Annotated in this window: 15 protein-coding genes; 10 read left to right on the top strand and 5 right to left on the bottom strand. The window is 60.0% G+C overall.

Features of this window, described 5'->3' with window-relative positions; translation table 11 throughout:
- Positions 1-54: 54 nt before the first annotated feature.
- From mutM to ffh, 5 genes are all read right to left on the bottom strand, one after another.
- A complete protein-coding gene (gene mutM, locus RDK48_RS12205) occupies positions 55-915 on the bottom strand; it encodes a bifunctional DNA-formamidopyrimidine glycosylase/DNA-(apurinic or apyrimidinic site) lyase (RefSeq protein WP_298992464.1) in 861 nt (286 codons plus the stop codon).
- A gap of 159 nt (positions 916-1,074) precedes the next feature.
- On the bottom strand, positions 1,075-1,653 hold the full coding sequence (gene rimM, locus RDK48_RS12200) for a ribosome maturation factor RimM (protein ID WP_298992459.1): 579 nt from the start codon (positions 1,651-1,653) through the stop codon (positions 1,075-1,077).
- Positions 1,654-1,782: 129 nt separating this feature from the next.
- Positions 1,783-2,013, bottom strand: a complete 231-nt coding sequence (locus RDK48_RS12195) for a KH domain-containing protein (protein WP_022659553.1) — start codon at positions 2,011-2,013, stop codon at positions 1,783-1,785.
- Between the two features lie 220 nt (positions 2,014-2,233).
- On the bottom strand, positions 2,234-2,473 hold the full coding sequence (gene rpsP / locus RDK48_RS12190) for a 30S ribosomal protein S16 (protein WP_022659551.1): 240 nt from the start codon (positions 2,471-2,473) through the stop codon (positions 2,234-2,236).
- A 124-nt stretch (positions 2,474-2,597) separates the two neighbouring features.
- Positions 2,598-4,142 (bottom strand): signal recognition particle protein, encoded by a 1,545-nt coding sequence (ffh, locus tag RDK48_RS12185; protein WP_298992447.1) that lies wholly within the window; start codon positions 4,140-4,142, stop codon positions 2,598-2,600.
- A gap of 692 nt (positions 4,143-4,834) precedes the next feature.
- Here ffh and guaB point away from each other — a divergent pair.
- From guaB to RDK48_RS12135, 10 genes are all read left to right on the top strand, one after another.
- Entirely contained in the window at positions 4,835-6,292 is a 1,458-nt protein-coding gene (gene guaB, locus RDK48_RS12180) for an IMP dehydrogenase (RefSeq protein ID WP_240824858.1), read from the top strand.
- A gap of 311 nt (positions 6,293-6,603) precedes the next feature.
- On the top strand, positions 6,604-8,139 hold the full coding sequence (gene guaA / locus RDK48_RS12175) for a glutamine-hydrolyzing GMP synthase (RefSeq protein ID WP_298992442.1): 1,536 nt from the start codon (positions 6,604-6,606) through the stop codon (positions 8,137-8,139).
- Positions 8,140-8,148: 9 nt separating this feature from the next.
- On the top strand, positions 8,149-8,868 hold the full coding sequence (tatB, locus tag RDK48_RS12170) for a Sec-independent protein translocase protein TatB (RefSeq protein ID WP_298992437.1): 720 nt from the start codon (positions 8,149-8,151) through the stop codon (positions 8,866-8,868).
- Positions 8,865-10,124 (top strand): twin-arginine translocase subunit TatC, encoded by a 1,260-nt coding sequence (tatC, locus tag RDK48_RS12165; protein WP_298992434.1) that lies wholly within the window; start codon positions 8,865-8,867, stop codon positions 10,122-10,124. The genes tatB and tatC overlap by 4 nt, the downstream gene beginning before the upstream one ends.
- On the top strand, positions 10,121-10,720 hold the full coding sequence (locus tag RDK48_RS12160; RefSeq protein ID WP_298992431.1) for an imidazoleglycerol-phosphate dehydratase: 600 nt from the start codon (positions 10,121-10,123) through the stop codon (positions 10,718-10,720). The genes tatC and RDK48_RS12160 overlap by 4 nt, the downstream gene beginning before the upstream one ends.
- Positions 10,720-11,379, top strand: a complete 660-nt coding sequence (locus RDK48_RS12155) for a hypothetical protein (protein WP_298992428.1) — start codon at positions 10,720-10,722, stop codon at positions 11,377-11,379. The genes RDK48_RS12160 and RDK48_RS12155 overlap by 1 nt, the downstream gene beginning before the upstream one ends.
- Entirely contained in the window at positions 11,376-12,107 is a 732-nt protein-coding gene (gene hisA / locus RDK48_RS12150; RefSeq protein ID WP_298992425.1) for a 1-(5-phosphoribosyl)-5-[(5-phosphoribosylamino)methylideneamino]imidazole-4-carboxamide isomerase, read from the top strand. The genes RDK48_RS12155 and hisA overlap by 4 nt, the downstream gene beginning before the upstream one ends.
- A gap of 363 nt (positions 12,108-12,470) precedes the next feature.
- Positions 12,471-12,938 (top strand): multidrug efflux SMR transporter, encoded by a 468-nt coding sequence (locus tag RDK48_RS12145; RefSeq protein WP_298992418.1) that lies wholly within the window; start codon positions 12,471-12,473, stop codon positions 12,936-12,938.
- On the top strand, positions 12,938-13,276 hold the full coding sequence (locus tag RDK48_RS12140; protein WP_298992537.1) for an SMR family transporter: 339 nt from the start codon (positions 12,938-12,940) through the stop codon (positions 13,274-13,276). Before RDK48_RS12145 ends, RDK48_RS12140 begins: the two co-directional genes overlap by 1 nt.
- Before the next feature lie 33 nt (positions 13,277-13,309).
- A complete protein-coding gene (locus RDK48_RS12135) occupies positions 13,310-13,849 on the top strand; it encodes a hypothetical protein (RefSeq protein ID WP_298992415.1) in 540 nt (179 codons plus the stop codon).
- Positions 13,850-13,866: the final 17 nt, after the last annotated feature.

The following is a 13,866-nucleotide window of genomic DNA, read 5'->3' as shown; positions in this document are numbered from 1 at the left end:
GTAGTTTGACGGTCGGCAGTGTTGCAGGGGAAAGAAGCAACCGCGCGCAAACCGCTACTTCTGGCAATGTGGGCAGTACACGGTGGCGCGGCCAGCCACCTTGATTTTTTCAAGTGCGCGGCCACAGGCCTTGCAGGCCTGACCGTTGCGGCCATAGACGGCAAAGCTGTTCTGGAAAGCACCCACATTGCCGTTGGCATCGCGGTAATCGCGTATGGAGCTGCCGCACTGCGATATGGAAAGCTCCAGCACATCCTTGAGACTGTGCAGCAAACGACTGCGCTGCGCCGCCGAGAGCGAGGCCGCCTTGCGGCGCGGGTCGATGCCTGCGGCAAACAGGCTTTCGTCCGCATAGATATTGCCTACTCCCGCAATGACCTTCTGATCCAGCAACGCTGCCTTGATGGCCGAATTTTTGCCGTCGAGCCGGGCGGAAAAGGCGGTGTCCGTCAATTCCAGCGGTTCAGGGCCAAGCTCCCGCCAGAAGCTCCACTGCTGCATGGTTTGCGGCGTTCCTGCCAGCAGCAGGCCAAAGGCCCGCACATCATCAAAAAAAAGGCGGCGTTCCCGCCCTTGCGCATCCGTGAGGTCAAACACGCAGCGCGTATGCGGGCCGGGCGCGGTATGGGCGGCATAGGTCATGAGGCGGCCCGTCATGCGCAGGTGCAGGGCTAGGCGCAGGCCGGTTGCGTCGCGCAGGTCAGCCCTGGCGGCTTTTGCGGCGTCCAGCTCAAGCAGCAGCAGCTTGCCACGTCTGCCCACGCCAGTAATGACGCAACCCTGCAAATCCTCGGGCTTCAGACTCAGGGGGTGCAGGCTTGAATCGCGCAACAGGGTTGCACCCGTGATGACGCAGCCTTCCACATGGGGACGCAAGGTGCGTGCCACTGTTTCAACTTCTGGCAATTCCGGCATGGTCATTCCTGTGTGCTGCTGTCGGTGCGTACAATGACTTCGGGGGAAGAACCTTCCGCCGAAAGTTCCTCCCCCGTTTCAGTGCGGCGCATGCCGCGCAATCAAATCTTGCCCGCCAGAACAGCAGAAAACCTTGCGCCGCACAGCCTGCGCCGTGCCTTAACTGTTTTCAGCCTTGTCCTCTGGCTTGCTTTCGGCCTTGCTCGCGGCCTTGCTCTCGGCAAGATAAATATCCAGCAGGCCTTCGGGAGGGTCGATGACCACAGCGGGAATTTCCAAATCAAAACCCGCAATAAATTCAGGCCGCGCGGGGAAGAGCACTTCCTTGTCATCGTCGGTCATGATGACCCACATTTCAAGGCCCGCGGGGTACTCAAAATGGTCGAGCCTGCCTACGCGGGCACCGTCAGGCAGCACCACGTCGCAGCCGAGCAGATCTTCCAGATAGACTTCGTCGTCATCAGGCTCCGGCAGGTCTTCGCGCCGCACAAACAGCTTGCAGCCGCGCAGGGCTTCTGCCGCCGTGCGGTCGGCCACGCCCTCAAGCAGGAGCAAAGGCCGCTCCTTGTGGCTGCGCACAGCCGCAATCTTGACACGGCGCGGCGCGTCCTTGCCCTTCTGTAGCCAGAGGGGGGTGTCCAAAAGCAAGGGGGAGTCCGCATGCCAGTCGATGCAGATCTCCCCTTTGATGCCGTGGGGCCGCGCCAGCGTGCCCATATGAATCCAGGTTTCCGTCATACTTCCAGTTCTGCCGGGTTTCCGGCGGGCTGAGGCGTAGCTGCAATGCCAGGCATTGCAGCAGGCGGAACCGGGTTTTTCCCATTCCCCGTTTCCGTCAGGAAACAAAGGACTGGAAAGAACGCGGCGCTACTCCAGAATTTCCAGCACTGTGCGTTTTTTGCACTTGATGGAAGCGGCGCCCAGAATGGTGCGCATGGCCCTGGCCGTGCGCCCCTGTTTGCCGATAACCTTGCCCAGGTCCTCTTTGGCGACCTTGAGCTCAAGAACCGTGGTCTGCTCGCCTTCTACTTCGCTGACTTGCACTTCTTCGGGATGATCCACCAGGGATTTGGCAATGTATTCTATCAGGGCCTTCATGTGTACCTCCAGTGGGGGTCAGCCAGTGGGCCTCGGGCGCGCCAAGCGCGCCCCCGGCTCAAACGGGGCCTGCTTGCAGACCACCGCCGGTTCTGATGAACCGGGACAGATATTGCCTGAGCTTTCCCAAAAAACAGCCAGCAGCAAAGTTCTCCTTCAGGGCATGCCTGAAAGAGATTTGCCGTAGGCTCTGCGCTGCCGCAAAGATAAGCCCAATAAACTAGCCCAGGTGCTCTTTGATAAGAGCGCGCACCGTGTTGGTGGGCTCAGCGCCACGACCCAGCCATTCCTTGATCTTGCCAGCGTCAAGCTTCACTTCAGCCGGATTGACCATGGGATTGTAGTAACCCAGAAATTCCAGCGGACGGCCATCACGACGGGTTTCGTCATTCGCGGCCACCACACGGTAGAAGGGGTGCTTCTTGCTGCCGAGGCGGGTCAATTTCAACTTTACTGCCATGAGTCCAACTCCCTTTGATTGATGTTATGTTAGCGTTGCGCCCGGGAAAGGGCAAGGGCGGGAAGCCCTGGCGCAAAGAGATTCATCGCCGCGCGTGGCGGCGCTCCTTGCCCCGTAAATATTGTTACTTCTTCTTGCGCTTGGGGCGCTCTTTTTTCTTGCGCTTTTTGGGCGCAGCCTTGGTTGCGCCAGCGCGAGCGCCGGGCATACCTTCCATGCCGGGCATTCCAGGCATTCCACCCATCCCCGGCATGCCGGGCATTCCGCCCATGCCGCCAAGATTGGGCATACCGCCAAGTCCCTTGGGCAGGTTCATACCGGGGGGCATACCACGCATGCGCGGCATTGCGGGCATTTTGGCACCCTTGCCGCCCATCATGCCCTTCATCATCTGGCGCATCTGCTCAAACTGGCGCACAAGCTGGTTAACCTGGGCAACAGTAACACCTGCGCCCTTTGCTATGCGCGCCCTGCGGCTGCCGTTGAGGATGTCGGGATTGCGGCGTTCAGCCATGGTCATGGAACTGATGATAGCCTCTGTGCGCGCCATTTCCTTTTCAGGCATGGCCCCGCTGGCCTCGGCCAGCTTGTCGCGCAGGCCGCCCATGCCGGGGATCATTTTAAGGATGCTGTCGAGCGAGCCGAGCTTTTTGATACGGCGCATCTGAGTGCGGAAATCTTCAAGATCAAAGCTGGCCTTCTTCATTTTGAGGGCCAGTTCTTCGGCTTCTTCTGCGTTGATGGCGCTCTGCGCCTTTTCAACCAGGGTGAGCACGTCGCCCATGCCGAGGATGCGGCCAGCGATACGGTCGGGGTGGAAGACTTCCATCTCCGACAGTTTTTCGCCCATGCCCACAAACTTGACGGGCGCGCCCGTAACCGAGCGGATGGAGAGTGCAGCGCCACCGCGCGCATCGCCGTCCATCTTGGTGAGCACCACACCGGTAATGCCGAGGCGCTCGTTAAAGCTTTCGGCCACGGTCACGGCGTCCTGACCGGTCATGGCATCGGCAACAAACAGGATTTCCTGCGGCTGCACGGCCTGCTTGATGGCGGCCAGCTCCTGCATGAGCGGTTCGTCCACATGCAAACGGCCCGCGGTGTCGATCAGCAGCACGGTGGCCTGCTCTTCGCGGGCTTTTTCAAGCGCGGCCTTGGCAATGTCCACGGGGTTCATGTCCACCGTGGAGGGATAGCAAGGCATGTCGAGCTGCTTGGACAGCACGGTCAGCTGTTCAATAGCCGCCGGACGGTAGACGTCGGCTGGCACCAGATAGGGACGCAGCTTCTGCTTGCGCAGGATATTGGCGATCTTGCCCGCAGAGGTGGTTTTACCAGAGCCCTGCAAGCCCACAAGCATGATGACCGCAGGTTCGCGCCCTTGCAGATTCAGCCCGGCGGTTTCGCCGCCAAGCAGCTGCACAAGTTCATCGTTAACAATCTTGATGACTTGCTGGGCAGGGCTCACGCCCTTGAGCACATCTTGCCCCAGGCACTTTTCGCGCACGCTTTCCACAAAGTCTTTAACGACCTTGAAGTTGACGTCCGCCTCAAGCAGGGCAAGGCGCACCTCGCGCAGGCCAGCCTGCACATTTTCTTCGGTGAGCTGCCCGCGCCCGCTGAATGTGCGGAATACGCCTGAAAGTCTGTCGGAAAGGCTCTCGAACATGAAGTCCCCATTGCGCCGCAGCCTCTGCGGCGAAAAAATCGGCGCTCTCGCGCCCTCCCTACGGCAGCCGCTGTTCACACAGTGCAGCCGCGCATTGGTCGAAGTGCTGATTCATAGGCTGTTTGATGCACCACGTCAAGCCTTAGACGCAGAATGCCCGCGCGAAGCCCGGCTTTTCAGAAGGCCGCCTGCTGAGCCGCACCGTACAACACACTGCGGGCCTCTTGCAAATTTTCGCTAAAAGCTGTACGCCGCCAGCACCCCATTGAACTACAGCAGCGCGCCACGCCCTGCCGCAATTCAATGCTACCAGCCGCGCCACGCTGTGGCATACTGCGGCATACCCAAGCGGATTGACACAAAAACCAGTAGCCTAAGGGCGCAGACAGCCCTTACATGCCCCTGATTTCTGGTCGCGCTGACTTTACCTTCACCCAGCGGCGCAAACACGATTGCCAGCTGACGCGCCCCGCCTTGCGGGCCTTGCGCAGTCAGCACATGCACCGCCCGGACGTAAAGCACGCCTTCATGCTTTAGCGCTGAAACCGCCACCGGCAGGAATATCCCGCGTACCCGCTGCCCCTTGCAACACAAGGGCTGGCGAGCGCTGCCATCATTGACATATGGGGCACAAGGGGATAGTCTTTTGGATTATAATTTGCATAATTATCACAGCTAATTACGAGGACGTCATGTTCACCAATCGCGGTAAGGCGCTGACCTTCGACGACATTTTGCTAGTCCCCGGCTTTTCGGACATCACCCCCGACGCCGTTGACATCTCCACCTGGCTCACCCCCGAAATTCCCCTGCGCATCCCCCTGCTCTCCGCCGCCATGGACACCGTGACTGAAGCGGCCATGGCCATTTCCATGGCCCGCATGGGCGGCATCGGCATCATCCATAAGAACATGCCTGTTGCGCGGCAGCGTCTTGAGGTGGAAAAGGTCAAGAAGAGCGAAAGCGGCATGATCCTTGACCCTGTGACCATTTCGCCCAACAACACCGTGCAGGAAGCCCTGGACCTCATGTCCGACTTCCGCGTGTCGGGCTTGCCCGTGGTTGAGAATGGCCGTCTGGTGGGCATTCTTACCAACCGCGACGTGCGCTTTGTGCAGGACGGCGCGGCAGTGCGCGTTTCTGAAGTGATGACCAGCACCAACCTCGTGACGGTGCCCATGGGCACCTCGCTTGAAGAATCCAAGCGTCACCTGCACGAACACCGCATCGAAAAGCTCCTGGTAGTGGATGAGGAAGGCCTCTTGCGCGGCCTCATCACCATGAAGGACATCGACAAAGTCCAGAAGTACCCCAACGCCTGCAAAGACTCCAACGGTCGTTTGCGCGTGGGCGCCGCCATCGGCATCGGGCGCGACTGCGAATCCCGTTCCGAACAGCTGATCGAGGCTGGCGCGGACGTGCTGGTGCTCGACTCTGCCCACGGCCACTCGCTCAACGTGCTCAACGCCATCCGCATGGTCAAGGGCGCGTTCCCCAACTGCCAGCTCGTGGCGGGCAACGTTGCCACCTACGAAGGTGCCAAGGCCATTCTTGAAGCTGGCGCTGATTCCGTCAAAATCGGCATCGGACCCGGCTCCATCTGCACCACCCGCATTGTGGCTGGCGTGGGCGTGCCGCAGGTTACCGCCGTTATGGACGGCAGCCGTGCCGCGCGCGAGATGGACCGCTGCTGCATCGCCGACGGCGGCATCAAGTTTTCTGGCGATATCGTCAAGGCCCTTGTGGTGGGCGCGCACTCGGTGATGATCGGCTCCCTCTTTGCCGGCACCGAGGAAAGCCCCGGCGAAACCATTCTGTATCAGGGCCGTACCTACAAGATTTATCGCGGCATGGGTTCCATTGACGCCATGAAGGATGGCAGCTCTGACCGCTACTTCCAGGAAAAAAGCAAAAAGCTCGTGCCTGAAGGCATTGTTGGCCGCGTGCCTTACCGCGGCCCGGTCATGGAAGCTGTGTACCAGCTCATGGGCGGCCTGCGCTCCGGCATGGGCTATGTGGGCGCGCACAATCTGAACGATCTTTTTGAAAACACCACCTTCTGTGAAATTTCACCTGCGGGCCTGCGCGAAAGCCATGTCCACGATGTTGTTATCACGAAGGAAGCGCCGAACTACCGCATCGAGAACTAGGCAAAACCGCTGCCAGCGGTCTTTTGCCCTCTGCGGTATGAGATTTCGCCTGCTTTTCCGGCAACGTGCCGCTAAAGCACCAACCGGGAAAGCAGGCGCGTCTTGTTTGACGGAGGACAAAAAATCCCGCGGTAACACAAGAGGCAAACGCAGCGGCTCCCAAAGCCGTAGATAGCCCACAGGCCCCGGCATCACGACCATCGGGCAAAAGATCAGAAAAAGATCAGGCGAACGATCAGGAGCAAGATCAACCGGGCGCGCAGTAGCGACGCACAGCAACAGGCCACGGCCAGCACCAGGCGAGGACACATATGCCCAGCAAAGTCATAATTATTGACTACGGCTCACAGGTTACCCAGCTCATCGCGCGCCGCGTGCGCGAAGCCGGGGTTTACTCCGAAATACATTCATGCATCACCACCGCCGCCCAGGTGGCGGCAATGAAGCCTTCCGCCATCATCCTTTCCGGTGGCCCGGCCAGCGTGGGCGAAGCCGATGCTCCGGTTCTTGACCCCGGTTTTCTTGAGCTTGGCGTGCCGGTGCTCGGCATATGCTACGGCATGCAGCTGCTGGCCCAGAACCTTGGCGGCCAGCTTGCCCAGTCGCTCACGCGCGAATACGGCCCCTCCGACCTTACCCTCACCGCGCCATGCGCGCTGTGGGAAGGCATTGAATCCACCAGCCGCGTGTGGATGAGCCACGGCGACAAGGTGCTTGCGCCGCCGCCAGGCTTTACCGTGACGGGCCGCACGCCTACCCTGGATGTGGCCGCCATGGCTGACGAAACCCGCAAAATCTACGCCGTGCAGTTCCACCCCGAAGTGCACCACAGCGTGGATGGCGAGCGCATGCTGCGCAACTTTCTGTTCAAGGTTGCGGGCATCAAGCCCGACTGGACCATGTCTTCATTTGTGGAGCGCGTGGTTGCCGAAATGGCCGAGCAGGTGGGCGACAGCCACGTGGTCTGCGCCCTTTCGGGCGGCATCGATTCCACCGTGGTGGCCGTGCTGCTCAACAAGGCCATCGGCAAGCGCCTGCACTGCATCTTTGTGGATAACGGCCTGCTGCGCCTTGGCGAAGGTGATGAAGTGGTCAGCTATCTGCGCGAACACTTTGACCTCAACCTCGACTTTGTGCAGGCGCAGGAGCGTTTTCTTTCCAAGCTTGCGGGCGTGGATGATCCCGAAAAGAAGCGCAAGATCATCGGCCACACCTTTATTGAAATTTTCGACGAAGAATCCAAAAAACTGCCCCAGGTGGACTTTCTGGCGCAGGGCACCCTGTACCCTGACGTTATCGAGTCCATCTCGCACAAGGGTCCCAGCGCCGTTATCAAAAGCCACCACAACGTGGGCGGCCTGCCCGACACAATGAAGCTCAAGCTCATCGAGCCCCTGCGCGAACTCTTCAAGGACGAAGTACGCAAGGTTGCCGCAGAGCTTGGCATGCCCGACTCCATCGTGTGGCGGCATCCCTTCCCCGGCCCCGGCCTCGCCATCCGCGTGCTTGGCGAAATCACCGAAGAACGCCTCCAGATTCTGCGCATGGCCGACAAGATCGTGCAGCAGGAACTGCGCGAATCCGGCTGGTACCGCAAGGTATGGCAAGGCTTTGCCGTGCTGCTGCCGCTCAAGACCGTTGGAGTTATGGGCGATGGCCGCACCTACGAGCATGTTATTGCCCTGCGCGTGGTTGACAGCGTGGACGCCATGACCGCAGACTGGGCGCGCCTGCCTGCGGAACTGATCGAGCGCATGTCGAGCCGCATCATCAACGAGGTCAAGGGCGTCAACCGCGTGGTGTACGACGTTTCTTCCAAGCCGCCGAGCACAATTGAGTGGGAATAAGGGGGCAGCATGTTCGGGATAGGAAGCACTGAACTTCTGGTCATCCTTGTGGTGGCCCTCATCGTACTTGGCCCCAAAAGCCTTGCCAACGTGTCGCGCACGCTGGGCAAGGCCATGGGCGAGTTCCGCCGCGTTTCCACAGACTTCCAGCGCACGCTGAATGCTGAGGCCGAGGAAGAGGAACAGCGTAAGCGCAAGCAGGAAGCCGCCAGAGCGGCGAAAGAAGCTGCTGCCGCCGCCAAGGAAGCCCGTGCCGCCGAAATGGCCGCCGCTGCCGCTGCGGCAACCGAGGCCCAGCCTGCCGCAACGGCACAGGCTGACAATATTCCTGCCTCAGAGGCGGTTATTGACGCCACGGCTACCCGGCCTACTGGCGATGCGGGACAGGACACAGCCACTGCATCGACAGCAACGGCTCAGCCAGAGGCCCCCAAGCCCACGGTTGCGGACGTTCCTGTTGTTGATGCTCCGATTGCCGATGCTTCGGTTGTCGAGGCGGCCCACACCGCAGAGACCAAGCCCGAGGCCCAGCCTGTCGCCCAGCCTGTTGCGGGCACGGCAGCATCCGCCGAAGGGGCAGCTCCGGTTGCACCGCCTGCTGGCAGCCCTCTGGCTGAAGCCCTTGCCAAAACAAAGGCAGAGGCAGAAGCAGCAGAAGCCAAGCTGGCCGCTGCCCCCTTGGGCGCGCCCCAAGCCGCCGCTACCCTTGACAATGGCGGCAAGGCATGAGTGCGGATAAACCCTTGAGCCCCGAGGTGGCCGCATCCCCGTCTGCCCCTGAGACCGCAGGGGAACATTCCGACCTCAACAAGACAAATGAAACCGCAGCGGAGCCGCCCATCCAGGGGGCGGCCCCTGCGGATACACCTGTAGACGAGGCAGAAGCGTCTGCCGCTCCTACACCCGAAGCCCCTGCTCCATCAGGCGCAGTAACTGCACCCGAACATGTGGCGGAACCTTTGGGAGAACCCACCGCAGCAACTGCGCCCGAAACTGCGCCGGAAGCAACGCCGGAAACACAGGCTGACGGGCAGCCTCCTCTCCCCCCGGTTCCCCCGGCTGGAGCGGTGCAAAGCCCTGCGGCAGAACCTGAAAATCTGCCCATCCAGAGCGAAAACACGCCTCCTGCCACGCCGGAAGACAAGGTGGAGGAAGAAGAGGCCGACGACAGGCCCATGGGCCTCATGGATCACCTCTCGGAGCTGCGTGGTCGTCTTGTGCGCTGCTGCCTCGCCGTCATGGTGGGCTTTATAGCCTGTTGGGCCGTGGTCGATCCCATTTTTGACGCCCTTGTGGCCCCCCTGCTGAGCGTCCTGCCTGATGGCTCGCACGCCATCTACACTACCCTGCCCGAAGGCTTTTTCACCCGCATGCACATTGCCTTTGTGGCTGGCGTGTTTGTGAGCAGCCCTGCGATTTTTTATCAGGTATGGGCCTTCATCGCTCCCGGCCTGTATGAAGAGGAAAAACGGAGCATCATACCCGTTGCCGTCATGTCGGCCTTCTTCTTCGTCAGCGGCGGAGCCTTCTGCTACTTTGTGGTCTTTCCCAACGCCTTTGCCTTTTTCATGAGCTACGCCACAGACTCCATTGTGGCCATGCCCAAGATCAGCGACTATCTGAGTTTTGTACTCAAGCTCATACTTGCCTTTGGCCTGGTGTTTGAAATGCCGCTGTTTGCCTTCTTTCTGGCGCGTATGGGCATTATCACGGCGGAGCTCATGCGCCGCGTGCGGCGCTACGCCATCTTGGGCATCTTTATTGTGGCGGCCATTCTTTCGCCGCCCGATGTGGTTTCGCAGTTGCTCATGGCCGCGCCCATGCTTGTTCTTTATGAAGTGAGCATCTTTGTGGCGGCTGGCTTTGGCAAAAAAACTGCGAAGGAAGAAGACGAGTCTGAAGAAAAGCCCGAAGGCGAAGACGGCGAAGCGGCCGATGCCAAGGCAAAACCGGGCAAGGATGAAAATACCTCGGAGAAGCCATGAGCGACACCGCCCCCAGAACCTCCACGCAAGAACGCAAAAGCGCTGAAACCGACATCCGGCTTGAACTGAACGTTGACGGTCAGGGCATTACGGACGTGAAAACAGGTTTTGGCCTGCTCGACCATATGTTGACGCTGACAGCTTTTTGGGCTGGTATGGATTTGCGGCTGGTGTGCGAAGGCGACATGGAAGTGGACGCCCACCACACCACAGAAGACGTAGGGCTGCTGCTCGGCAAGGCACTGCTTGAAGCCCTTGGCGACAGGGCGGGCATTGCCCGCGTGGGCTATGGGCGTGTTCCCATGGACGAGGCCCTGGCAGAAGCCACTGTTGATATCTCGGGCCGCCCCTGGCTTGAGTGGCGAGGCGGCGAATTGCTGCCCCCGGTTCTGGCCGGGGAAGAAAAAGACCTCTGGCGGGAATTTTACAAGGCATTTGCAAGCAGCGCGCGCTGCAATCTGCATGTGGAGTTCCGCTATGGCCAGAACGGCCATCATCTGCTGGAATCGGCGGCCAAGGGGCTGGGGCTTGCCCTGGCCCAGGCAGTGCGCCGAAACGGCACAACCATCAGAAGCACAAAGGGAGGTCTTGATTGATGCAATCCCGACTTCGTATGCTGTTGCTGCCCGCGCTCTGCCTCATGCTGATCGCCTGCGCCTGCAGCCGCCGTCCCACAAGCACGGCGGACGTTCCCCGCGTTATTTCGTCTTCATATGTCATATCGGTTGCGCCCTTTACCCAGCCGATCAACGCAAGCCAGCTCATCACCGGGCGTATCCCTGAAGATCAGGGCCGCATTGCCGATGAACAGCTGCCCTCGCTTGACCGTCGGCTCCGCAATGTGCTCACCGCCGATTCCAAACGTCAGTTCAAGTATATTGACGCCGTTGATCTGTCCAAGGATCTTACGCGCTTCCACAGTTCCGAGCAGCCGCAGGCCCTGCCGCTCTGGATTGCCTATGGCAAAAAGCAGGGCGCGCAATTGCTGCTGGTGCCACAGATTCTTGACTGGCACGAGCGCCAGGGTTCCACTGCCGGTGTTACCGAGCCAGCCCATGTGCGCGTTGAGTTTTTTCTCATCAACATTGCCAACGGCTCCATCATGTCGCGCTCTGTCTTTGAAGAAAGACAGGAAGGCCTTGTGGACAATCTGATGAACGTCGGCGCGTTCTTCAAGCGGCGCGGACAGTGGGTCACAGCCGAAGAACTGACCGAAGACGGTATGCGCAAAGCAGTAAAGGATATGGGTTTATGATTCTGTTTCCCGCCGTGGACATTCAGGACGGCAAGGCCGTGCGCCTCAAGCAGGGCCGCGCTCATGAAAGCACCGTCTTTGCCGAAGACCCCACAGACGCCGCCAAAGCCTGGGAAGCGCGAGGCGCTCAATGGCTACACGTGGTTGATCTGGACGGAGCCTTTGACGGCGCGGCCAAAAGCCGCGAGATCGTGCGCCGCATATGCACCGAGCTGTCGATTCCCGTGCAGCTTGGCGGCGGTATCCGCGACATGGCAACAGCCCAGGCCTATTTTGATGCGGGTGTTTCACGCCTGATTATCGGCACCCTGGCTCTGGAACAGCCCGAGCTTTTTGCCGAGATGTGCCGCGCCTTTCCTGGCCGCATTGGCGTTTCGCTGGATGCGGAAGGCGGCAAACTCAAGACACGTGGATGGGTTGCCGACACAGGCCTGACCGTTGACGGGGTTCTGCCCCGCCTGCTGGCCGATGGAGCTGCATTCATCATCTATACCGATATCGAACGCGACGGCATGCAGTGCGGCGTCAACGTGGCTGCGCTTGAGCATCTTTCGCGCCTTTCCACGGCGCCTGTCATCGCGGCGGGCGGCGTTGCAACGCTGGCGGATGTGCAGAAGCTCTACCCCCTCACCCGCACTACCAGCCTTGCTGGCGCTGTGAGCGGCAGGGCGCTGTACGAGGGCACCCTCAACCTTGAGGAAGCCAACGCCTGGATCGCCGCCCAATGAGCGGCACATAATTGCAGATTCAAGGCGGACCGCATGGCCCGCCTTTTTTTATGCTGAACTTTTGCTCGCTTACGCCTTCAAGGCGCAATCATAGGGCGGCTTGAAGGATCCTGCATCAGTGAGTATCGGGAATAGTCAGCGCATACTGCAACCTTGACTCCCCCATCTCGCGGCCTTATGATCTATCCATGTTATGCTTCAACTCTGCTTTTATGCCTCTTTTACGCCCATGCGTTTCAGGCTTTCCTGAAGAACGCTACTGGCGTTCGCTGCTCTAGCATCTCTCGCTACTTCCTCTGGTCATAGCCATTGTTGTCCTTCAATGCTGAAGGATTGTCTTTCTATTTTCCGCGAGAGATTTTTATGCTTAGATCAAAACCGTACCATTGGTGCTGCCTTCTTGCCTCCGTATTTCTGGAGGTGGGCGGAACACTTGTCATGAAGCTGGCGCAAGGCTGGGCTTTTCCTCACGCACAGATTTTGGGGCTGGTTGTCATGTGGCTGGCCATCGCCATGTCCTACTTTTTTTTGTCCAAGGCCGTTACGGGCATCCCCGTCGGCGTGACCTTTGCCTTCTGGGAAGGGTTGGGCCTGACCTGCATCACCCTGGGCAGCGTGCTTTTTCTGAACGAAGCCCTGACCTTGCGCCGCGCGTTGGGCCTGGCCTGCGTGCTGTCTGGCGCTTTGCTGGTCAATTACGGGACCGGGCACGGAACTCCCAAACCCACCCGCGAGGAATCCCCCACGGCCAGCGGCAAGGCTGAAGCCCGCAAGCCACGCGCAGAAGGGCCTGCCCTGAATAGCGGCCTTGCCGCAGGAGGGAACAGATGATGGATATTTCAAGCCTGTTCCAAAACGCCGCCCTGCCGCTGGTTTTGCTGGCCGCCGCGCTGGACGTGACCGCCAACATGCTGCTGGTGCGCTCAGACAGCTTCCGTCGCCGCGCCGTGGGCCTGCTGGCCCTTGCGCTGGTGGGGCTGGCTTTCTATTGCCTTTCACTGGCAGTTCATCATATGGATTTGGCCGTGGCTTACGCCATGTGGGGCGGTTTTGGCGTGCTTGGCACATCCGTAGGCGGATGGCTGTTGCTGCGCCAAAAGCTCTACCCCTGCGCATTTGCAGGCATTGCCCTGCTTGTCTGCGGCATGGTGCTGCTGCACACAAGCTGATGTAGGGCCGGATAGCTGCTTTCAGGAGAACGTATGAGCAAAGGTTTTTGGGACTACCTGTCGCACTGGCAGAAGGTCTTTCCCCGCCGCCGAGCCGTCAACTGGCGTGAAGGCTGGCTGCAAAACGGCTATTGCCGCGATTGCCGCTATTGCTGCGGCCCGCAGGATTCCAACGAGCTTTTTCCCATGGGCCTGCTGCCCGAGCAGTTGCGCCCCGGTCTTGCCAACGATTTTTATCTGCTCAACAAGGATACGGCCTTTATGGACGGGCGGGGTTGCCGCTCGTGCACAAATCAGGGTTGCCGCCTGCCCCGGCCAGAACGGCCTGTGGCCTGCGGGCTTTTTCCTTTTGTGCTGAACGCGGGAGAGATGTACCTTTATCAGATTTGCCCGGCGTCGCTCTTTACGCCGCAGGCGCGCATGGCGGAACTGGGACGCGAAGCGGCGGACTGGCTGGCAAAATTCAGCCAGCACGAACAGGAGCATATCGCCCTGAATCTTCCCGCAGAGGTGCTCACAGACCGTTACATCAAGCTGCACATCCGTGTGTACAACCCCACGGCCTGGATCTGAGGCGAGAGGGAGTGCTG

This window comes from uncultured Desulfovibrio sp. (genome assembly GCF_902477725.1).
Lineage (GTDB): Bacteria > Desulfobacterota > Desulfovibrionia > Desulfovibrionales > Desulfovibrionaceae > Desulfovibrio.
The sequence above is the reverse complement of the archived record's forward strand: the minus strand, read 5'-3'. Positions and strand labels throughout refer to the sequence as shown.